The organism is Actinoallomurus sp. NPDC052308, assembly GCF_040679195.1.
GTDB lineage: Bacteria > Actinomycetota > Actinomycetes > Streptosporangiales > Streptosporangiaceae > Actinoallomurus > Actinoallomurus liliacearum.
Window position 1 is genome coordinate 372989 of record NZ_JBFAUM010000003.1, and the last position, 20391, is coordinate 393379.

18 protein-coding genes are annotated in these 20391 nt (G+C 69.9%); 17 read left to right on the forward strand and 1 reads right to left on the reverse strand.

The window, feature by feature from the left end:
• Nucleotides 1–278: 278 nt before the first annotated feature.
• The 17 genes from AB0L00_RS13120 (at nt 279) to lysA (ending at nt 19745) form a co-directional block, all read left to right on the forward strand.
• Entirely contained in the window at nt 279–1499 is a 1221-nt protein-coding gene (locus AB0L00_RS13120) for an AI-2E family transporter (protein WP_364432494.1), read from the forward strand.
• A 213-nt stretch (nt 1500–1712) separates the two neighbouring features.
• Nucleotides 1713–2210: a dUTP diphosphatase gene (dut, locus tag AB0L00_RS13125; protein WP_345359023.1), complete on the forward strand. Its 498-nt coding sequence runs from the start codon at nt 1713–1715 to the stop codon at nt 2208–2210.
• Nucleotides 2211–2213: 3 nt separating this feature from the next.
• Nucleotides 2214–3041 carry a DUF3710 domain-containing protein gene (locus AB0L00_RS13130; protein WP_364432497.1) on the forward strand — a complete coding sequence of 276 codons (828 nt, stop codon included), beginning with the start codon at nt 2214–2216 and terminating at the stop codon, nt 3039–3041.
• A 192-nt stretch (nt 3042–3233) separates the two neighbouring features.
• Nucleotides 3234–3743, forward strand: a complete 510-nt coding sequence (locus AB0L00_RS13135; RefSeq protein WP_364432499.1) for a Uma2 family endonuclease — start codon at nt 3234–3236, stop codon at nt 3741–3743.
• A gap of 83 nt (nt 3744–3826) precedes the next feature.
• Nucleotides 3827–4282 (forward strand): VOC family protein, encoded by a 456-nt coding sequence (locus tag AB0L00_RS13140; protein ID WP_364432502.1) that lies wholly within the window; start codon nt 3827–3829, stop codon nt 4280–4282.
• 82 nt (nt 4283–4364) lie between these two features.
• Nucleotides 4365–6080, forward strand: coding sequence for an IlvD/Edd family dehydratase (locus AB0L00_RS13145; RefSeq protein WP_364432505.1), 1716 nt, complete (start codon nt 4365–4367; stop codon nt 6078–6080).
• 198 nt (nt 6081–6278) lie between these two features.
• Complete coding sequence (locus tag AB0L00_RS13150) at nt 6279–6773, forward strand: hypothetical protein (RefSeq protein WP_364432507.1); 495 nt, start codon at nt 6279–6281, stop codon at nt 6771–6773.
• A 72-nt stretch (nt 6774–6845) separates the two neighbouring features.
• A complete protein-coding gene (gene kdpF, locus AB0L00_RS13155) occupies nt 6846–6935 on the forward strand; it encodes a K(+)-transporting ATPase subunit F (protein ID WP_364432510.1) in 90 nt (29 codons plus the stop codon).
• Complete coding sequence (gene kdpA / locus AB0L00_RS13160; RefSeq protein WP_364432513.1) at nt 6935–8596, forward strand: potassium-transporting ATPase subunit KdpA; 1662 nt, start codon at nt 6935–6937, stop codon at nt 8594–8596. Before kdpF ends, kdpA begins: the two co-directional genes overlap by 1 nt.
• Nucleotides 8596–10779, forward strand: a complete 2184-nt coding sequence (kdpB, locus tag AB0L00_RS13165) for a potassium-transporting ATPase subunit KdpB (protein WP_364432516.1) — start codon at nt 8596–8598, stop codon at nt 10777–10779. The genes kdpA and kdpB overlap by 1 nt, the downstream gene beginning before the upstream one ends.
• 1 nt (nt 10780) lies before the next feature.
• Nucleotides 10781–11704, forward strand: a complete 924-nt coding sequence (locus AB0L00_RS13170; RefSeq protein ID WP_364432519.1) for a potassium-transporting ATPase subunit C — start codon at nt 10781–10783, stop codon at nt 11702–11704.
• A gap of 69 nt (nt 11705–11773) precedes the next feature.
• The gene (locus tag AB0L00_RS13175) at nt 11774–14380 is read left to right on the forward strand and encodes a sensor histidine kinase KdpD (RefSeq protein ID WP_364432521.1); all 2607 of its coding nucleotides are present in this window, start codon (nt 11774–11776) and stop codon (nt 14378–14380) included.
• Entirely contained in the window at nt 14377–15042 is a 666-nt protein-coding gene (locus AB0L00_RS13180) for a response regulator (RefSeq protein WP_364432524.1), read from the forward strand. Before AB0L00_RS13175 ends, AB0L00_RS13180 begins: the two co-directional genes overlap by 4 nt.
• A gap of 77 nt (nt 15043–15119) precedes the next feature.
• Nucleotides 15120–16886, forward strand: a complete 1767-nt coding sequence (locus AB0L00_RS13185; protein ID WP_364432526.1) for an APC family permease — start codon at nt 15120–15122, stop codon at nt 16884–16886.
• A gap of 46 nt (nt 16887–16932) precedes the next feature.
• The gene (locus tag AB0L00_RS13190; protein ID WP_364432529.1) at nt 16933–17928 is read left to right on the forward strand and encodes a hypothetical protein; all 996 of its coding nucleotides are present in this window, start codon (nt 16933–16935) and stop codon (nt 17926–17928) included.
• A gap of 206 nt (nt 17929–18134) precedes the next feature.
• The gene (locus tag AB0L00_RS13195) at nt 18135–18407 is read left to right on the forward strand and encodes an Lrp/AsnC ligand binding domain-containing protein (protein WP_364432532.1); all 273 of its coding nucleotides are present in this window, start codon (nt 18135–18137) and stop codon (nt 18405–18407) included.
• A 12-nt stretch (nt 18408–18419) separates the two neighbouring features.
• Nucleotides 18420–19745 carry a diaminopimelate decarboxylase gene (lysA, locus tag AB0L00_RS13200; protein ID WP_364432534.1) on the forward strand — a complete coding sequence of 442 codons (1326 nt, stop codon included), beginning with the start codon at nt 18420–18422 and terminating at the stop codon, nt 19743–19745.
• Between the two features lie 31 nt (nt 19746–19776).
• Here lysA and AB0L00_RS13205 read toward each other — a convergent pair whose 3' ends face one another.
• Entirely contained in the window at nt 19777–20358 is a 582-nt protein-coding gene (locus tag AB0L00_RS13205) for a hypothetical protein (RefSeq protein WP_364432537.1), read from the reverse strand.
• Nucleotides 20359–20391: the final 33 nt, after the last annotated feature.

The window sequence follows — 20391 nt, forward strand, 5'->3', positions numbered from 1 at the left end:
ATCAAGATCGCCGGAGATCTGGAATCGATAGCCGTCCAATGCCCTATGTATCACCCCGTGCGCCATGACGCAGCCCTTCCCCGTTCGACCGACCCGCCTAGCGAGGGTCTTGGTTAACACAACGTAAGAGCATTTCGGCTTGTTGGCGAGATACCAGAGCACGGATGCCCGAATGTGGCCAATCGTGCATCAGTGTGAACACGACAGGTCACGAAGACGTCGGCTCGGTAATGAGTCGATGACGGTGGTCCGGGTAGGGCGTGGTCCGGAGGAGAACAGTGAGCGATCGAGATCCGGGAGTGCCGCGGACGCTGGCGACCGTGGCCGCGTTCTGCTGGCGGTTGATCGTCGTCGGGATCGTGATCTACGCGGTCGCGCGCATTCTGGACAAGCTGCGGCTCGTCGTTCTGCCGTGTGCCATCGCGCTGCTGCTGTGCGCGCTGCTGTACCCCGTCACCGCCCGGCTGCGCCGCCGGATGCCCTCGCTCGCCGCGACCTGGCTGACGATGCTGCTCGCCCTTGGGGTGCTCGGCGGCGTGGGCACGTTCGTCGGGATCCAGGCCAACGACCAGTTCCCCCACCTGGTCACCCGGATACAGCGGACGGCGACCCAGTTCCAGCGCTGGCTGGTGACCGGGCCGCTGCACCTCAAGAACTCCCAGCTCCAGTCGGCCGTGGACCAGTTGCTCAACCAGATCCAGCAGCAGCGCGGCAAGCTGGTCAGCACGGCCTTCACCGGCGCCACCGTCGCCGGCGAGGTGCTCGCGGCCATCGTCTTCCTGTTCTTCGTCACCTTCTTCCTGCTGAAGGACGGGCCGGGGATCTGGCGCTGGCTCATCAGCGGGACGGGGCGGTACCGGGACCGCGTCGACCGGGCGGGGCGCGCGGCCTGGGAGACGCTGTCGCAGTACGTCCACGGCACGGTGATCGTCGCGCTCATCCACGCGATCGTCATCGCCGTGACGCTGATGATCATGGGTGTGCCGCTCGTGGCGCCGCTGGCGGTGATCGTGTTCTTCGGGAGCTTCATCCCGATCGTCGGCATCCTGGTCGCCGGGGCGCTGGCCTTCCTCGTCGTCTTCAGCTTCAAGGGCTTCGTCGCCGCCCTGGTCTTCCTCGGCATCCTGATCATCGAGCAGCAGCTCGAGGGTCACGTCCTGCAGCCGCTCGTCGTCGGCCGCTGGGTGCGCTTCCACCCGCTGGGGATCATCATCGCGATCTCGGTCGGCGCGGTCGTCGGCGGCATCCCCGGCGCGGCCGTGGCGGTCCCCACGGCGGCGGTCATCTACCGGGCGTGGCCCGCGCTGCGCGGTGCCGACGACCAGGCGTCCCCGACGGAACACCCCGCCCGCGCCCCCCTGCTGGGCCGGAGCCGGAAGAAGACCGCGCCGTCCGGTGACGCTCGGGCGGGCACCGGGACGATCGCGCCGGACGAGGCGTCATCGTCCGACCCACCGGCCGATCGGGCGGCGGACGACCGGTCCTCGGACGCCTCCTGAGCGGCGCCGCGCCGGACCCGCCCGCGCGCCGGGGCGAAGCCGGGCGGGGGCCGTCCCCGCGCCGGTGGCGGCGCCGGCGTCTCGCACCGTCCGGCGGAGCCGTGACCGGCCGCGCCGCGCTCATCGGCGCGGGGCCGCACAGGCGGTAGTGTCACGGCCTGTGACGCGCGCCGAGGCGAGCGCCGCCATCAAGATCGCGACGAGGTGGAGCCCTTGACTGTGGAAGTTCTCATCCAGCGGCTGGATCCCGGCCTGCCCGCGCCGTCGTACGCCCACCCGGGCGACGCCGGGGCCGACCTGGTCACCACCGTGGACGTCGAGCTGCCGCCCGGGGCCCGCGCACTCGTGCCGACCGGAATCGCGATCGCCATCCCCGACGGCTACGCCGCCTTCGTGCACCCGCGCTCCGGGCTGGCGGCTAAATTGGGAGTGACGATCGTGAACGCGCCCGGCACCGTCGACGCGGGCTACCGGGGAGAGATCAAGGTCACCCTGCTGAACACCGACACCGAGCACACCGTGCGGCTGACGCGCGGCGACCGTATCGCGCAACTGGTCATCCAGCGCGTCGAGCGGGCCGTCTTCCATGAGGTCCAGGTCCTGCCAGGCTCGGCCCGCGGAGACGGTGGTTTCGGATCCACGGGCGGGTACGCAGGAGCCGTGGGGGGCCGCGCCGCGGACGTGGCCGTACAGCACAACGAAGGAGCGTGAGTCGTGTTTCGACGCCGTCGTCGGGACGAGGAGCCCGAGAAGAACCTCGAGCCGACCGACGAGGAGACCGTCGCGGCCGAGGAATCCGAGGCCGAGGAGCCCGGGTCCGAGGGGGAGCAGGAGAGCGCGGCAGTGTCCCACGGCGGCCCTTGGGACGCCGAGGCCGACTCGATCCCAGAGGTGGAGCGCGTCGACTTCGGCGCGTTCCAGGTGCCCATCGCCGAGGGGATCGAGCACCAGCTCAACATCGAGGACGCCGAGCAGGACGCCCAGGGCAACCTCGTCGGCGGGCACTTCGTCGCCGTCACCGTCGTGATCGGTGAGAGTGGCCTGCAGCTTCAGGCCTTCGCCGCGCCGAAGAAGAGCGGTCTGTGGGACGAGCTCCGTCAGGAGATCGCCGAGGAGATCAAGCAGGCGCAGGGGGAGACCCAGGAGGCCGAGGGGCCGTTCGGCACCGAGCTGCACGCCATGGTCCCGGTCGCCATCCCGGAAGAGCTCAAGGACCAGGTGCCGCCGGAGATCGCCGAGCAGGGCTTCGGCTGGCAGCCGGTCCGCTTCCTCGGCGTCGACGGCCCCCGCTGGTTCCTGCGCGGCGTGGTGCAGGGTGCCGCCCTGCAGGACCCGGAGCAGGCGCGGGCCGTCGAGGAGATCTTCGCCAACATCGTGGTCAACCGTGGCGACGCCCCGATGCCGCCCCGTGAGCTGCTGGAGCTGTCCCTGCCGGACGGCGCCCAGCAGGCGATGGGCCAGCAGGAACAGGAGGGCGGCGAGGACGGCGGGTCCCCGTTCAACCCTTTTGAGCGCGGCCCGGAGATCACCGAGGTCCGCTGACCCGACCCCGAATCCCGCCCCCGGCACCGGCCGGGGGCGGGATTTCGCGTTTTCAAGATCTGTGACCGAGCCGTTGCTTACAGTGATTCACCGGCGTGCGAGACTGGCGACGTGTACGGAGGTGATCCACCGATGACGAAGGCGTTTGCCGTGCCGCCCGATCATTACCGAACGAGCTGGACGATCGAGGAGGTGCTGGCCCTGCCGGAGAACGGCATGCGCCAGGAGCTCCTCGAAGGAAGACTGGTGGTATCCCCCGCGCCTCCGAAACCGCATCAGTGGGCCGCAAAACGGCTGGAGAGGCTCTTCGACGACGCGGCGCCGCCCGGCCTTGAGGCGAACCGCGAGGTCAACCTCCAACTCGGGGCCGATCTTCTGATCCCGGACGTCATGGTCGGATCGGCCGTCGCGCTCTCCGACGCGGGCCCGTGCATGAACGCCGCGGACGTGACGATGGTGGCCGAAATCCTCAGTCCCGGTAACACCGCGTTCGGGCGCGCGTGGAAGTCTCAGCGCTACGCGGAAGGCGGCATTCCCTTCTTCGTCGAGGTGGAGCTGTCCGGCGTCGTACAGGTCACCGTCTACGAACTGCGCGGGCGGGGATACGCGAAGATCGCCGCGGCGCACGCGGGAGAGATCCTGAAGTCGGCGGAACCGTTCGAGCTGAGTTTCGACCCGGCCGAGCTCGTCGGGGCGCGCTGAGGGCGCGCGGGCGTGGACCGGGGGCGGGCGGATTCGTAGCCTGGGAGGACGGCCAGGTTCGCGACGGTGCTCGGGAGGACTCCATGGGGACGGCTCTGACGCAGGCCCGCTGGACGCACGTCGCGCTGCCGACCGGGGACCTCGACAAGGCGATCGAGTTCTACACGGCGCTCACGCCCCTGGTGGTCGTCGAGCGCTTCGCGGACGCCGCCGGCGAAAGCGCGTGGTTGTCCAACGACAAGCAGGTCGAGACGCCGTTCGTGCTGGTCCTCGTGTCGTTCAACGAGGACAGGGGCGGCAGGCTGGGGCTGCTCGCCCCGTTCGCGCACCTCGGCATCGAGGTGCCGCGGCGGGAGGACGTCGACGCGCTCGCCGACCGCGCCCGGGAGCTCGGGTGCCTGCACTGGGAGCCGCGCGACATGCCCGGCCCGGTCGGCTACATCTGCGCCCTGAAGGACCCGGACGGCAACATCGTCGAGATCTCCCACAACCAGAAGGTCTTCGAGACCGTACGCCGGCTGTGGGGCGAGGGCTCCTGATCGTACGGGCGGCGGACCGTGGGTGACGCCGAGCGGCCCCATGTGATTCCATGCACTGGGTTGCCGTTCGAGGAGATGGAACATGTCTGTTCTGCGCAGCTCACAGTGGTACTCGGGGCAGGACCGTAACGCGTACATCCACCGGGCGTGGATGCGCCGGGGCCTGCCCGGTCGCGCCTTCGACGGGCGGCCGCAGATCGCCATCGCCAACACCGCCTCGGACCTGACCCCCTGCAACAGCCACCTGGACGAGGTGGCGGAGAGCGTCAAGCAGGGCGTGTGGGAGGCCGGGGGCGTCCCGCTGAACCTGCCCGTCGTGTCCCTGGGCGAGACGCAGTTGCGCCCGACCGCGATGCTGTGGCGCAACATGGCCGCGATGGCGACCGAGGAGATGCTGCGCGGCAACCCCGTCGACGGCGTCGTCCTGCTCGGCGGTTGCGACAAGACGATCCCGTCCCTGCTGATGGCGGCGGCCTCGGTGAACCTGCCCGCGGTCGTCGTGCCCGGCGGGCCGATGCTGTCCGGCACGTTCCGCGGCGTGCCGCTCGGCTGTGGCACCGACGTCTGGCGCCTCAGCGAGGAGGTACGCGCCGGCGAGCTGTCCGAGCGCGACTTCCTGGAGTCCGAGTCCTGCATGATCCGTAGCCGTGGCCACTGCAACACGATGGGCACGGCCTCCACGATGGGCCTGCTCGCCGAAGTGCTCGGCACCACGCTCCCGGGCACCGCGGGTCTGCCCGCGCCGGACAGCCGCCTGCTCGCCCGGGCGCACGAGACCGGCCGGCTGGCCGTCGAGATGGTGCACGAGGGCCGCAGGCCCGGCGACGTGCTGTCGATCGGATCGTTCCGGAACGCGATCGTCGCGCTGGCGGCGCTCGGCGGCTCGACCAACGCGGTCGTCCACCTGCTCGCCATCGCCGGCCGGCTCGGCGTCCCCCTCACCCTGGACGACTTCGACCGGATCGGCGCGGACGTCCCGCTGCTCGTGAACCTGCAGCCCGCCGGCCGTTTCCTGATGGAGGACCTCCACCGGGCGGGCGGACTGCACGCGGTGCTCCGCCAGGTCCAGGACCTCCTCGACCCCGCCGCGCTCACCGTCACGGGGCGGCCGCTCGTGGACCACCTCGGCGACGCGGAGATCTGGGACCCGGAGGTCATCCGCGGCCGGGAGTCGCCGCTGCGGCCCGCCGCCGGGATCGCCGTGCTGCGCGGCAACCTCGCCCCCGACGGCGCCATCATCAAGCCCGCGGCGGCCTCCCCGCGCCTGATGCGCCACCGGGGCCGCGCCGTGGTGTTCGACTCGATCGAGGACCTGCACGCCCGCCTGGACGACCCGGACCTCGACGTCGACGAGGACTCCGTGCTCGTCCTGCGGGGCTGCGGCCCGAAGGGCTACCCGGGCATGCCGGAGGTCTCGAACATGCCGCTGCCGGAGAAGCTCCTCAAGCAGGGCGTCCGCGACATGGTCCGGGTCTGCGACGGCCGCATGAGCGGCACGGCGTACGGCACGGTCGTCCTGCACGTCTCGCCGGAGGCCGCGGCGGGCGGCCCGCTGGGCCGGGTCCGGACCGGCGACCCGATCGTCCTGGACGTCGAGAACCGCCGGATCGACGTGGACATCCCGCAGGAGGAGCTGGCCGGCAGGGAACCCTCACGAGCCCTGCTGGAGAGCGTGGCCCGCCCGCTCCGCGGCTGGGAGCGGCTGTACGTCGACACCGTCATGGGCGCGGACACCGGCGCGGACCAGGACTTCCTGGTCGGTTCCTCGGGCGACGAGGTGGCCCGCGAGTCGCACTGATCGCCCTACGGCTTTCGTCACGCCGGAGCCGTGAGCCGTGTACCGGTGGGGTCGTTAGGAGTCCGTTAAGGCCCGGAGGGTGCGCGCTAAGACTCCGTCAATAGCGACCGAAACCCCGGAAATCGGGCGTTTACTCCTGCCGTAGCCCCGACGTGGGGGCCGGCGGGGCATGCCGTCGGCATGCTCAAGGAGGATGCGATGACGCGCCTGGACATCTCCGCATGGTCTTTGGCCGGCGGTAGCGGCTGCGTCTTCGCTCTGGCCGTCGTAATGGCCGGGCTGCCGTGGCAGGCCGCGTTCGCGGTCGTCGCGCCGGCCGTCGTGGCCTGGGCATGGCAGAGCCGGATCGTGGACGGTGCCGCGCTCGGCGGAGTCGCGTGGATGTGCGTCACCGGCTTCGACGTGCACCGCTTCGGGTACATCCGGATCACAGGGAGTGACGACATCGTTCGCGCGGCGGTGTACGTCCTCGGCGGGGCCTTGGCGGCCTCGGTGCACACGGTGATCGATGCCCTGCGCCGTTACCGGCGTGCCGATCAGGTGTGGGTCGACTTCCACTTCCATGAGCCCGCCCTTCGGGCAGATCCGACCACGGGGACCGGCGGTCCGATCGAGGCCGCGACCCTTGACGGCGCTCGGCGGCACGGCGGTCATCCCCGTGAAGCGAATAGAGGAACCGAGAGAAATGGCTGACCTGGTCTACATCCTGCTGACAGTGGCGATCTTCGCCCTGTTCAGCCTCATCGTGAGGGCGGTCGAGCGACTGTGAGCGTGGAGAACGTGGTCGGGCTGGTCCTGGCCGTGCTCCTGTCCGTCTTCATGGTGGCCGCCCTACTGTTCCCGGAGCGTTTCTGATGAGCATGACGGTCGCCGGGATCCTCTTCACGGGATCCCTGGTGCTCGCTCTGGCCCTGGTCTACCGGCCGCTGGGCGACTACATGTACCGGGTCTACACCGGTACGCGGCACTCGCGGCCCGAGCGGCTGGTCTACCGCCTGATCGGTGCGCATCCGGAGGCCGAGCAGACCTGGGCCACCTACGCCCGGAGCGTGCTGGCGTTCTCGGTCGTGTCGGTGCTGTTCCTGTACGGCCTCCAGCGGCTGCAGAACCATCTGATGCTGAGCCTGGGATTCAAGCCGGTCATGACGCACCAGGCGTGGAACACCGCCATCAGCTTCACTACCAACACCAACTGGCAGTCGTACTCCGGTGAGTCGACCATGGGCCACCTCGTGCAGATGGCCGGCCTGGCGGTGCAGAACTTCGTGTCCGCCGCCGTCGGCATGGCGGTGGCGATCGCCCTGGTCCGCGGCTTCGCGCGCAAGAGGACCGAGCACCTCGGCAACTTCTGGGTCGACCTGGTCCGCGGCACGCTGCGGATTCTGCTGCCGATCGCGTTCATCGGCGCGATCATCCTCGTGATCGGCGGCGTGGTGCAGAACTTCCACGACCCGCACACGATCCAGACCCTCGCGGGCGCCAAGCAGTCGATCACCGGGGGCCCGGTGGCGAGCCAGGAGGTCATCAAGGAACTCGGCACGAACGGCGGCGGGTTCTACAACGCGAACTCCGCCCACCCGTTCGAGAACCCGACGACGTGGACCAACTGGCTGGAGATCTTCCTGCTCCTGATCATCAGCTTCAGCCTGCCCCGGACGTTCGGGCGCATGGTCGGCAGCAACAAGCAGGGTTACGCGATCGTGTCGGTGATGGCCACCCTCGCCATCATCAGCGTGACGCTGATGTCGTACTTCCAGCTCTCCCACCACGGCACGGTCCCGACCGCGATCGGCTCCTCCATGGAGGGCGTGGAGGCACGATTCGGAGTCGCGAACTCCGCGACGTTCGCGGACGCCACCACGCTGACCTCGACCGGCGCGGTGGATTCCTTCCACGACTCCTACACCAGCCTCGGCGGCATGATGACGATGTTCAACATGATGCTGGGCGAGGTCGCGCCGGGCGGCACGGGTTCGGGTCTGTACGGCATGCTGATCCTGGCGGTGATCACGGTGTTCGTGGCCGGGCTGATGGTCGGCCGCACCCCCGAGTACCTCGGCAAGAAGATCAGCAGCCGGGAGATCAAGTTCGCGGCGAGCTACTTCCTGATCACTCCGATCTGCGTGCTCGTCGGCACCGCGTTCGCGATGGCGCTGCCCGGCGAGCGGGCGGGGATGGCCAACAGCGGTCCGCACGGGCTGTCCGAGGTGCTGTACGCATTCACCTCGGCGTCCAATAACAACGGGTCGGCGTTCGCCGGGATCACGGTGAACACGACCTGGTACGACACCGCACTGGGCCTGGCGATGGCCTTCGGGCGCTTCCTGCCGATGATCTTCGTACTGGGTCTGGCCGGGTCTCTCGCCCGGCAGGGGCACACCCCGGCGTCGGAGGGAACCCTCCCCACCCACCGTCCGCAGTTCGTCGGCATGGTCACCGGAGTGACGGTCGTCCTCGTCGCCCTGACGTTCCTCCCGGCGCTCGCGCTCGGGCCGTTGGCCGAAGGAATCCACTGATGTCCACACAGGTCACTGAAGCTCCCACCGAGACTCCGGAGTCGCCGAAGTCGTCAGGCGGGCGTGTCCAGGGCGGTCTCCTGGATCCCAAGCAGTTGCTCACGTCGCTGCCGGACGCCGTCAAGAAGCTGGACCCGCGCAGGATGTGGCGCAACCCGGTGATGTTCATCGTCGAGATCGGCGCCGTGTGGTCGACGATCCTGGCGGTCCTGAAGCCCGACTGGTTCGCCTGGCTGATCGTGGTATGGCTCTGGCTGACCGTCATCTTCGCGAACCTCGCCGAGGCGGTGGCCGAGGGCCGGGGGAAGGCACAGGCCGACACGCTGCGCAAGGCCAAGACCGACACGATGGCGCGTCGCCTGATCGACTGGGCGCCGGGACGGCGGCTTCAGGAGGAGCCGGTACCCGCGCCGCAGCTCCAGCAGGGCGACCACGTGATCGTCGAGGCCGGGCAGATCATCCCCGGCGACGGCGACGTCGTCGAGGGCATCGCCAGCGTCGACGAGTCGGCCATCACCGGCGAGTCCGCGCCGGTCATCCGCGAGTCCGGTGGTGACCGGTCCGCGGTCACGGGCGGCACCAAGGTGCTGTCCGACCAGATCATCGTGAAGGTCACCCAGAAGCCGGGCGAGAGCTTCATCGACAAGATGATCGCGCTGGTCGAGGGCGCCAACCGGCAGAAGACCCCGAATGAGATCGCCCTCAACATCCTGCTGGCCTCGCTGACGATCATCTTCGTGATGGCGGTCGCGACCCTGCAGCCGCTGGCGATCTTCGCCAAGGTGAATCAGCCCGGCGTACCGGACTCGCTCGCGCTCGACGCACACGGCGTTACCGGCATCGTCATGGTCTCCCTGCTGGTCTGCCTCATCCCGACGACGATCGGCGCGCTGCTGAGCGCGATCGGCATCGCCGGCATGGACCGGCTCGTCCAGCGCAACGTCCTCGCGATGAGCGGCCGTGCCGTCGAGGCGGCCGGCGACGTCAACACACTGCTGCTGGACAAGACCGGCACCATCACGCTGGGCAACCGGCAGGCCGCGGAGTTCACGCCGGTGTACGGGGTGAGCGAGCAGGTCCTCGCCGACGCGGCGCAGTTGTCCAGCCTCGCCGACGAGACCCCGGAGGGCCGGTCGATCGTGGTCTTCGCCAAGACCGCGTACGGCCTGCGCGAGCGCACGCCCGGCGAGCTGCACCGCGCCGAATGGATCGAGTTCACCGCGCAGACCCGCATGTCCGGCGTCGACCTCGACGGCGATGGCGCTCCGGGCCGGAGCCGGTCGCTGCGTAAGGGCGCGGCGACCGCGGTGATGAAGTGGGTCCGCGACAACGGTGGCCATCCCACGGGGGAGATCGGCCACATCGTGGACGGCATCTCGGCCAGCGGGGGCACGCCCCTCGTGGTCGGCGAGGTCGTCCGCGAGAACGGCGCGACGAAGGCCCACGTGCTCGGCGTCATCCACCTGAAGGACGTCGTCAAGGCCGGCATGCGCGAGCGTTTCGACGAGATGCGCCGGATGGGCATCCGCACCGTGATGATCACAGGGGACAACCCGCTGACGGCCAAGGCCATCGCGGACGAGGCCGGCGTGGACGACTTCCTCGCCGAGGCCAAGCCCGAGGACAAGATGGCGCTGATCAAGAAGGAGCAGCAGGGCGGCAAGCTCGTGGCCATGACCGGCGACGGCACCAACGACGCGCCCGCGCTCGCCCAGGCCGACGTCGGCGTGGCCATGAACACCGGCACGTCGGCCGCCAAGGAGGCCGGCAACATGGTCGACCTCGACTCCAACCCGACGAAGCTCATCGAGATCGTGGAGATCGGCAAGCAGTTGCTGATCACCCGCGGTGCGCTGACGACCTTCTCGATCGCCAACGACATCGCCAAGTACTTCGCGATCATCCCCGCGATGTTCGCGGCGGTGTACCCCGGTCTCGACAAGCTCAACATCATGCGGCTGCACAGTCCGCAGTCGGCGATCCTGTCGGCCGTCATCTTCAACGCGATCATCATCGTCGCGCTGATCCCGCTCGCCCTGCGGGGCGTGAAGTACCGCCCGAGCAGCGCGTCCAAGTTGCTGTCGCGGAACCTGTACGTCTACGGGCTCGGCGGCATCATCGCGCCGTTCATCGGCATAAAGATCATCGATCTCTTCGTCCAGTTCCTTCCGGGGATGTCCTGACATGCGCCTGCCCAACTGGATCCGCCAGCACCTCGCCGCGGTCCGCGCCCTGCTCGTCCTGACCGTGGTGCTCGGAGTGATCTATCCGCTCGCCGTCTGGGGCGTCACGCTGATCCCCGGCCTGCATGACCAGGCCGAAGGCTCGTTGATCAAGGGCGCGGACGGCAAGGTCGTCGGTAGCCGCCTCATCGGACAGGCGTTCACCGACAAGGACGGCAATCCGCTCAAGCAGTACGTCCAGAGCCGCCCGTCCAACGCAGGCACCGGCTACGACCCGACCTCCACGGCCGCGGGCAACCTCGGCCCGGAGGACATCGTCGACACTCTCCCGAAGAACCCTGCCGAGAAGGCGGCGGAGATCACCGCCAAGACCGCCCGGGACAGTCTGCTCACACAGGTCTGCTCCCGCAGCAATGCGGTCGGTGCGCTCGAGGGCGTCAGCGGCGCGCGACCGTTCTGCACGCCGGGCGGAGTCGGGGCGGTCCTGTCGGTCATCGGCCCCCGCGACCGCTCGGGCCACGTGACCCGGCCGACCCGTGTCGTCAGCGTCAACGAACAGTGCGGCGTCGTGACCAAGCCGTTCCTCGCCACGTACAAGGGCGTCGCCGTCGAATGCGCGAAGGCGGGTGAGGACTACTCCGCGGGCGAGATCGTGCCGATCCGCGGCAGCGCCCCGGCCGTGCCGCGGGTGCCCGCGGACGCGGTGACCGCCAGCGGAAGCGGCCTGGACCCCCATATCTCCCCGGCGTACGCCCGGCTGCAGGCTCCCCGCGTCGCGAGGGCCCGTGGTGTCGCCGTGGCGCAGGTCCTGGCCGTGATCAAGAACAACGAGGCCGGCCGGACGCTCGGCTTCATCGGCGAGCCGCGCGTCAACGTCGTGCAGCTCAACCTTGAACTCGACAAGAAGTACCCGTTCCACGGCTGACCGTACGGCCTGCCGCGTTCGGAAGAGCGCGGCGGGCCGCCCCACCGGATGAGAAGGAGGCGAGGTGACATGGCCCGGGGGCGTCTGCGCGTCTATCTCGGCGCCGCGCCGGGCGTCGGCAAGACCTACGCCATGCTGGCCGAGGGCCATCGGCGCCGGGACCGGGGCACCGACGTGGTCCTCGGCTACGTCGAATGCCACGGCCGGCCTCGAACGATCGACCTGCTAGACGGGCTGGAGGCCGTGCCCCGCAAGACCATGGCGTACCGGGGGACGACGTTCACGGAGCTGGACGCCGACGCCGTCATCGCCCGTGCCCCCAGGGTCGCGCTGATCGACGAGCTCGCGCACACGAACATCCCCGGGTCGCGTAATGAGAAGCGCTGGCAGGACATCGAGGAGATCCTCGAGGCCGGCATCGACGTGATCACCACCGTCAACGTCCAGCATCTCGACTCGGTCAACGACGTGGTCGAGCAGATCACGGGCATCCCGCAGCGGGAGACGGTGCCCGATGAGGTCGTCCGCCGGGCCGACCAGGTCGAATTGGTCGACATGGCCCCGGAGGCGCTGCGCCGCCGGCTGGCGCACGGCAACGTGTACGCTCCGGAGAAGATCGACGCTGCGCTGGCGAACTACTTCCGCGTCGGAAACCTCACCGCGCTCCGCGAACTCGCCCTGTTGTGGCTGGCGGACAAGGTCGACGACCAGCTCGACCGTTACCGCGCCGACCACGACATCCACACCACCTGGGAGGCGCGCGAACGTGTCGTCGTGGCCCTGACCGGCGGACCCGAGGGCGACACGCTCATCCGCCGGGCGGCGCGCATCGCCGACCGGGCGAAGGGCGCGGACCTGTTCGCCGTGCACGTCACCGCCGGCGACGGGCTGACCGGCGCCAGCCCGGCGAACCTGGCCCGCCAGCGTGCGCTGGTCGAGAGCCTGGGCGGCACCTACCATCAGGTCGTCGGCGACGACATCCCGCAGGCGCTGCTGGACTTCGCCCGGGGGGTCAACGCCACCCAGCTCGTCCTCGGCGCGTCCCGGCGCGGCCGGTTCGCCCAGCTGTTCTCCCGCGGCGTCGGGGTCACCACCACCGCGCTGTCCGGGCCGATCGACGTCCACATGGTCACCCATGAAGAGGCGAGCAAGACCCGGCTGCGCACCCGCCGCGCCGGCGCGATCACACGCCGCCGCCAGGCCGCGGGATTCGTCCTGGCCGCCGTCGGCCTGCCCCTCCTCACCGTGCTGCTGGCCAACCTGCGCGGGCAGCTGTCCATGCCCAGCGACATCCTGCTCTTCATCGTCGCCGTGGTCGGAGTCGCCTTGGCCGGCGGGATCTACCCGGCGCTGTTCGCCGCGGTCGTCGGCTCCTTGTTGCTCAACTACTACTTCACTCCACCGTTCTACGAGTTCACGATCAATCAGCACGAGAACGTCCTCGCGCTCGTCGCCTACGTCCTCGTGGGGGTCGCGGTCAGCGCCGTGGTGGAGATCGCCGCGCGGCGCACCCGTGAGGCGGCTCGCGCGGGCGCGGACGCCGAACTGCTGTCCGACCTCGCGGGCAGCGTGCTCAGGGGCTGGAACGCGGACGGACGGCACCAGGGCGCACTGAACGATCTGCTGGAGCGCCTCCGGGTCACCTTCGCCCTCAGCGCGGTGACGCTGCTGGAACGCCGCCCGGAGGCGCCGCTGACCCCGAATCGCCAGCGCGACCCGGGCTGCTGGCGGATCATCGCCACCGTCGGCGGAGAACCGGCGTGCACCCCTGACGAGGGTGACGCCGACGTCCCCGTCGACGATGATCTGGCGCTGGTCCTGCGCGGACGTACGCCCTCGGCCGCCGACCGGCGGGTGCTGGAGGCGTTCGCCGCCCAGGCCGCCGTCACGCTGCGCCAGCAGCGCCTCGCCGAGGAGGCCGAGCAGGCCCGGCCGCTGGCCGAGGCCGACCGGCTCCGCACCGCGCTGCTGACCGCGGTCAGTCACGACCTGCGGTCCCCACTGGCCTCCGCCAAGGCGGCGGTGGAGAGCCTGCGCACCGACGACGTCCACTGGTCCGAGCAGGAGCGCGGCGAACTGCTCGCCACCGCCGACGAGTCCCTCGTACGGCTCGACCGTCTTGTCGCCAACCTGCTCGACATGAGCCGTCTGCAGGCAGGGGCCCTCGGCGTCTCGGCCCAGCCCGTCGCGGTCCAGGAGATCGTCCCGTACGCCGTCGACGAGCTCGGCGCGCCCGAGGTGCGGCTCCGGATTCCCGACGACCTGACCGATGTGCTGGCCGACCCGATTCTGCTGGAACGCGTCCTGGTCAACCTGATCTCCAACGCGGTGCACCACAGCCCGCCCGGCGAACCGGTGCTGGTCACGGCCAGCGCCCACGCCGGCCATCTCGAACTGCGGGTCATCGACCGCGGTCCTGGCATCCCGCCGGCCGACCGGGACCGTGTCTTCCAGCCCTTCCAGCGCCTCGGCGACCGGGACAACGAGACCGGCGTCGGGCTCGGCCTGGCCCTGTCACGTGGGCTCGTCGAGGCCATGGACGGCACCTTGATCCCCGAAGAGACCCCGGGTGGAGGGCTCACGATGATCATCACCCTTCCCGTCGCTCCTTCCGACGTGGCCGATCCGGCGCTGACCTCACATGTCGACGCGCTGCGGGAGAGGCGGACTCGATGACACGCGTCCTCGTCGTCGACGACGAACCGCAGATCACCCGCGCGATCTCCCTCAACCTGCGGGCCCGTCAGTACGACGTGACCGTCGCCGCCGATGGCAGCGAGGCGCTGCGGCGCGCCGGCGACTGGCATCCCGACGTCGTCATCCTCGACCTGGGGTTGCCGGACCTGGACGGACTCGACGTCATTCACGGACTGCGCGGCTGGAGCCAGGTTCCGATCATCGTGCTGTCGGGACGTATCGGCGCCGAAGACAAGATCACGGCACTGGACGCCGGCGCCGACGACTATGTCACCAAGCCCTTCGGCGTGGACGAGTTGTTGGCCCGCATCTGCGCCGTGAGTCGTCGTACCGGTTCGTCGAGATTGTCGCCCACCGTCCAGATCGGTGATCACCTCGTCGACCTCGCCGCCAAGACCGTCACCCCCGACGTCCATCTCACGCCCACCCAGTGGCGCCTGATCGAGATCCTGCTGCGCAACCCGGGCAGGCTGGTGAGCCAGCGCTGGCTCCTCACCGAGGTCTGGGGGCCCTCCTACGAGCGCAGGACGAACTACCTGCGCCAGTACATGGCCCAGCTCCGCCGCAAGCTGGAGGCCGATCCGACGCATCCGCGGCATCTGCTCACCGAGCCCGGGATGGGCTACCGCTTCCAGCCCTGAAGGCGCTCATGCCACTGCTGTTCGAACGTGAGAGAACTCACCGGTCCAGGGCGGCCGGCGAGGCCGATCGACACCGGTTGTCGGTCGTCGGAGGGCTCGCCGCGCTGTCGCTCGACGCCATGGCGTCCGTGGCGTACGGCCCGGAGGCCATCGTCGTCGTCCTGGCCGCCGCCGGCGCGAGCGGGCTGGGCTACACCCTGCCCGTCACTCTGGCCATCGCCGGGCTGCTGGGCGTCCTGACCCTGTCGTACCGCCAGGTGATCGCGGCCTTCCCGGAGGGAGGCGGGGCGTACGGCGTGGCGAAGACCCATCTCGGTCGGAGATCGTCGCTGGTGGCGGCCGCCTCGCTGGTCGTCGACTACGTGCTGAACGTGGCGGTGTCGATCGCCGCGGGCGTGGCGGCCCTCACCTCCGCGGTGCCCGGCCTGCTGCCGTACACCGTCTGGCTGTGCCTGGCGGTCCTGGCGCTCGTCACCGCCGTCAACCTGCGGGGCATCGCGCACAGCGCCCGGCTCTTCATCGCGCCCACCGCGGTCTTCGTCTTCTCCATCGTCGCGGTGATCGTCGTCGGGATGTTCCGTGACCACCCCGTGTCAGTCGAGCACGCCACCGCGCAGGCGCACACGCTGCGCGCAGTCGGTCTGCTCCTGCTGCTGCGGGCCTTCTCCAACGGATGCGCGGCGCTGACGGGAGTCGAGGCGATCGCCAACGCCGTGCCCAGCTTCCGCGCTCCCCGGGTCAGGCGGGCCCAGCGCGCCGAAGTCGCGCTCGGCGCGACCCTCGGGCTCATGCTGATCGGCATCGCCACGCTGATCGTGAAGTTCCACATCCACCCCGTCCACGGCGTCACGGTCCTCTCCCAGGTCACCGCCGGCTCCTTCGGGCACGGGATCGGGTACTACGTCGTCCAGTTCGCCACGGTGCTGCTCCTGGCCCTGGCCGCCAACACCTCTTTCGGCGGCATGCCCGTCCTGGCGCAGCTCCTGGCCAACGACAACAACCTGCCGCACCTGTTCGCGCTGCGTGCCGAACGGCAGGTCCACCGCTACGGCATCTACTTCCTGACCGCCACCGCCGCCCTGCTGCTCATCGGCACGGACGGCGACATGAACACGCTCGTGCCGCTGTTCGCCATCGGCGTCTTCGTCGGCTTCACCCTGTCCCAGGCGGGCATGGTGCGGCGGTGGTGGACCGAGCGGCCGGCCGGGTGGCGCCCGCGTGCCGCGCTGAACGGCCTCGGTGCCCTGCTCACGGGGTTCGCCGCGATCATCGTGACCGCCACCAAGTTCACCGAGGGCGGCTGGCTGATCGCCGTCGCGATGCCGCTCATGGTCGCGCTCATGGCGGCCATCAACCGTGCGTACGGCCGCATCGCGGACCGCCTGGAGATGAACCGGGTCCCGGATCGTCCGCGCCCGAGGCACGCCCTCGTGATCGTGCCCATCGGCGCGGTCAACCGGCTCGCCCAGGAGGCGATGTCGGCGGCGCTGTCCATCGGCGAGCGCGTCGTCGCGCTGCGCGTCACCCATCCCGAGGACCCGGAGGACGTCAAGGAGTTCATCGAGGCGTGGGAACGCTGGGCCCCGGACGTCAACCTGACCTTGATCAGCGACGCCCACCGGCGCCTGGTCGAACCGGTCGTCGACTACGTGCGGAGCGTCGACGAGCCGCACGTGTTCGTTCTGATCCCCGAGGTCGAACCGGCGCACGCCTGGCAGCGGGTCCTGCAGAACCAGCGTGGTGCCGTCCTCGCGCACGCGCTGCGCCGCGACACCGACGCGGTGGTCTGCCGGCTGCGCTTCCGCCTCAGCCCGATCACCCACCTCCGCCGCGCCGTGCCCTGACCGGCGACGGGTTCTGGCTCACGTACCGACGGTGGAAGGATCTTTCATGCTCGACAGCGTGCTGCTCGTGGCCGGCTTCACCATGCTGGTGGCCGGTGCGCTCGTTTTCACCAACGCGGTGGAATGGGCGGGGATACGTCTCGACCTCGGCCATGGAGCGGTCGGCAGTGTGCTGGCCGCCGTGGCGACGGCGATGCCCGAGTCCCTCGTTCCCGTCGTCGCGATCATCCGCGGCGAGCAGGGGGATCCGATCGCGATCGGGGCGATCGTCGGAGCGCCTTTCCTGCTCGGCACCCTGGCAATGGCGCTGTGCGGCACCGCGGCACTGGTCTACCGCGTGCGGCGGGAGGGAGCCGGTCTCCGGTTGGACCGGCAGGCGATGAGCCGCGACCTGCTGGTCTTTCTCGGCACGCTGTCGATCGCCATCGTCATCGGGAACATCCACGCCCGCCCGGTGCACGTCATCGGAGCGTTGCTGCTGGTCGTCGCGTACGGGGCGTACCTGACCACGACGATCGCCCGGGCCAGGCGGCAGGGTGCCGAGGATGAGCCGCCCGGCCCCCTGTACTTCGACCGTACCGGGAATGCTTCGCCGGCCGCGTACCGCATCCTGGCGCAGGCTCTCGTGGGCCTCGGTCTGCTGGTCGGCGGCGCGGAGGTGTTCGTCACCGTCATCGAGCATCTCGCGCGGGCGATCGGAACCAACGCCCTGGTGCTGACCATCCTGGTCGCGCCGCTGGCGACGGAGCTACCGGAGAAGATCAACAGCGTGCTGTGGATCCGCCAGGGCAAGGACACCCTCGCCCTGGGCAACATCACCGGCGCCATGGTCTTCCAGTCGATGATGCCCGTCGCGGTCGGGATGGCGTTCACCGACTGGCACCTGACCGCACCCGCACGAGTGGCCGCGATCGCCGCGCTCACCGGCGCGGTCCTCGCCGTGATCGCCGTACGGCGTACCGGCCGCTTCTCCGGGCCGCTCATCGGTTGCTGGACCGGTCTGTACGCCGGAGCGACCGTTTCCATCCTCGCGCTCACGTGACCCGTCCGCTCGGACATTAAGGCCCTGTTAGGAATGACGGCCATGACGTTCGGATGCCGTAGCGAACTCCGGATCCCTTCCTGATCAGGCATAACGTTGAGCCAACGGCTGCTTGTGAAAGGAAGCACAAGGTCTGCATGGAAGAGCCAGGTGAGCCCCCGGATCCCCTCTTCGTTCCGGTTCGCCTGACGGAGGGGGTGCGCTGAATGCCGCCGGACACTGTGAAGGCCGATGGTCTGGCCGCGGTGGAGGCGTTCGTCCGGGTCCGTATGACGGAGCAGGTGCCGCCGGAGTCGTTCGAGTCGTGGCTGCGCGGCCGCCCGGTCGTACGCGGCGTGTGGTCGCTCAGCGGCGACTGCGACTACGAGATCCGCGTGGCCGCCGCGAGCCTCGACGAACTCACGGCGGAACTCCGCGCCCTGCGCCACCACGGCGTCGAGCAGACCAACACCTGCCTGCTGCTGCGCGAGATTCTGTGAAGGAGCGACCCCATGGTTCTGACAAGGGAGAAGAACACACTGGCCCACGCGGTCTGGCCGGCGACGGCGCAGGCCACCCCCGGCGGTGACATCCTGGTCGGCGGCGTGCGGCTGACCGACCTCGCCGAGCGATATGGCACCCCCGTCCACGTCATGGACGAACGCGACGTGAGGCAACGCTGCAGGGAATTCCGCCGTGCGTTCCCGGACGCCGAGATCGCCTACGCCGGCAAGGCGTTCCTGTGCCGCGCCATGGCCCGGTTGATCGCCGAAGAAGGGCTCACCCTCGATGTCTGCTCCGCCGGCGAGCTGGCCGTGGCGCGGTCGGTACGGTTCCCGGCCGAGCGGATCCTCATGCACGGCAACGGCAAGACCCCTGAGGACCTGCGAGCCGCCCTCTCCTACGGTGTGAGCCGGATCGTCGTGGATTGCCCCTCCGAGATCACCCGGCTGGCCGCCCTCGTCGGTGGTGACGGGCCCGCCCAGCAGGTGCTGATCCGCGTGACCCCTGGCGTGGACGGGCGTACCCACCCTGCCGTGGCGACCGGTGGGGAGGACCAGAAATTCGGCTTCTCGCTGACCTCGGGCGCGGCTGCCGAGGCCGTACGCCGGGTCCTCGCCCAGCCCGGACTCGTCCTGGCCGGCCTGCACTGTCACCTCGGGTCGCAGATCACCCGCGTCGCCGCCTATCAGCAGGCCGCCCGCCGGATGGTGGACCTGCTCGCGGCGGTACGAGACGAACACGGCCTGGCCCTTCCCCGGCTCGATCTGGGCGGCGGCTTCGCCGTGCCCTACCTTCGGGACCAACAGGGCCTCGACCCCCTCGCCCTGGCCGTGCCACTGATCACCGAGCTCAGGTCGGCCTGCGATGCCCACCGGTTCCCGATGCCGCGGGTCACCTTGGAACCGGGCCGCGCGATCAGCGCCCGCGCCGGCGTCACCCTCTACCGGGTCCTCGGGATCAAGCACACGGCGACCGGCCGCGTCTTCGTCACCGTCAATGGCGGCATGAGCGACAACCCACGGCCGAGCCTGTACGGCGCCCGCTACTCGATACGGCTGGTCGGCCGGCGCCCGGTCCCCGGACACCGGTCCGTGACCGTCGCGGGACGGCACTGTGAGGCCGGCGACGTGCTCGTCGAGGACGTGCAGTTGCCGGCGGACCTGCGCCCCGGAGACCTGCTCGCGATCGCCTGTACCGGTGCGTACCACCACTCCATGGCGTCCAATTACAACCTGGTCCCCAGGCCGCCGGTCGTCGCCGTGCGGGGAGGGGAGAGCCGGTTGCTGATCCGCCGTGAGACCGAAGCGGATCTGCTCTGTCGCGACGTCGGCTGAGAACGCTCGTCGCCCGTTCGCCGGAGAGGGATCAAAGGTCTGGCTCGGCCACCACTTCGGCGGCGATGCAGAGCCCGACGAGCCTGGCGCTCACCGGCGCCGCGAAGCGTAGCTCCCGGTGTCGTGCGTGGTGGTTGGCGTACCGGAAGGCGCGGCCCACATCGACACCCTCCTGGTCGAAGATGACGCTGTTGCTCGGACCGGGAGCCGCGGTCAGCCGGGGGTCGAACTCCGCGAACGGGCGAAGAGCCATGCGTCCGACCTGCCGGCCGTCCGCGTCCGACAGGTCGTACAGGACACCGCCGCGGCGGGCGCTCGGCCGACGAGTGTGGTGCACGGATCCATGGGTGACGCCGTCGGAGCCGGTTACGGACAACAGATTCCGGGCGGACCGGGCGACCGTGAACAGCGGAGCCCCGTCGGCGGCGGAGAACTCCATCGCCACACTGCGGGTGTCGATCGTCCCGGGCGTGAGCCGCCGTACCCGTACGCCGGGCCGGGGACGATACCGGGCGACCGCGAGCAGTTCACCGGCCTCGTCGCGGACGTGCCACGGATGGTTGGCGAAGTCGCGCCGCAAGATGACGACAGGGCGCTCAAGAAGTGTCAGCATCACTGAGTCCGTGAGAAAGTGTTGCGGATATCG

Coding starts and splice junctions, on each gene's coding strand:
- AB0L00_RS13140 (WP_364432502.1), top strand. CDS start 3,827: ATGGGGACGGCTCTGACGCAGGCCCGCTGGACGCACGTCGCGCTGCCG.
- AB0L00_RS13145 (WP_364432505.1), top strand. CDS start 4,365: ATGTCTGTTCTGCGCAGCTCACAGTGGTACTCGGGGCAGGACCGTAAC.
- AB0L00_RS13150 (WP_364432507.1), top strand. CDS start 6,279: ATGACGCGCCTGGACATCTCCGCATGGTCTTTGGCCGGCGGTAGCGGC.
- kdpA (WP_364432513.1), top strand. CDS start 6,935: ATGAGCATGACGGTCGCCGGGATCCTCTTCACGGGATCCCTGGTGCTC.
- kdpB (WP_364432516.1), top strand. CDS start 8,596: ATGTCCACACAGGTCACTGAAGCTCCCACCGAGACTCCGGAGTCGCCG.
- AB0L00_RS13170 (WP_364432519.1), top strand. CDS start 10,781: ATGCGCCTGCCCAACTGGATCCGCCAGCACCTCGCCGCGGTCCGCGCC.
- AB0L00_RS13175 (WP_364432521.1), top strand. CDS start 11,774: ATGGCCCGGGGGCGTCTGCGCGTCTATCTCGGCGCCGCGCCGGGCGTC.
- AB0L00_RS13180 (WP_364432524.1), top strand. CDS start 14,377: ATGACACGCGTCCTCGTCGTCGACGACGAACCGCAGATCACCCGCGCG.
- AB0L00_RS13190 (WP_364432529.1), top strand. CDS start 16,933: ATGCTCGACAGCGTGCTGCTCGTGGCCGGCTTCACCATGCTGGTGGCC.
- AB0L00_RS13195 (WP_364432532.1), top strand. CDS start 18,135: ATGCCGCCGGACACTGTGAAGGCCGATGGTCTGGCCGCGGTGGAGGCG.
- lysA (WP_364432534.1), top strand. CDS start 18,420: ATGGTTCTGACAAGGGAGAAGAACACACTGGCCCACGCGGTCTGGCCG.
- AB0L00_RS13205 (WP_364432537.1), bottom strand. CDS start 20,358: ATGCTGACACTTCTTGAGCGCCCTGTCGTCATCTTGCGGCGCGACTTC.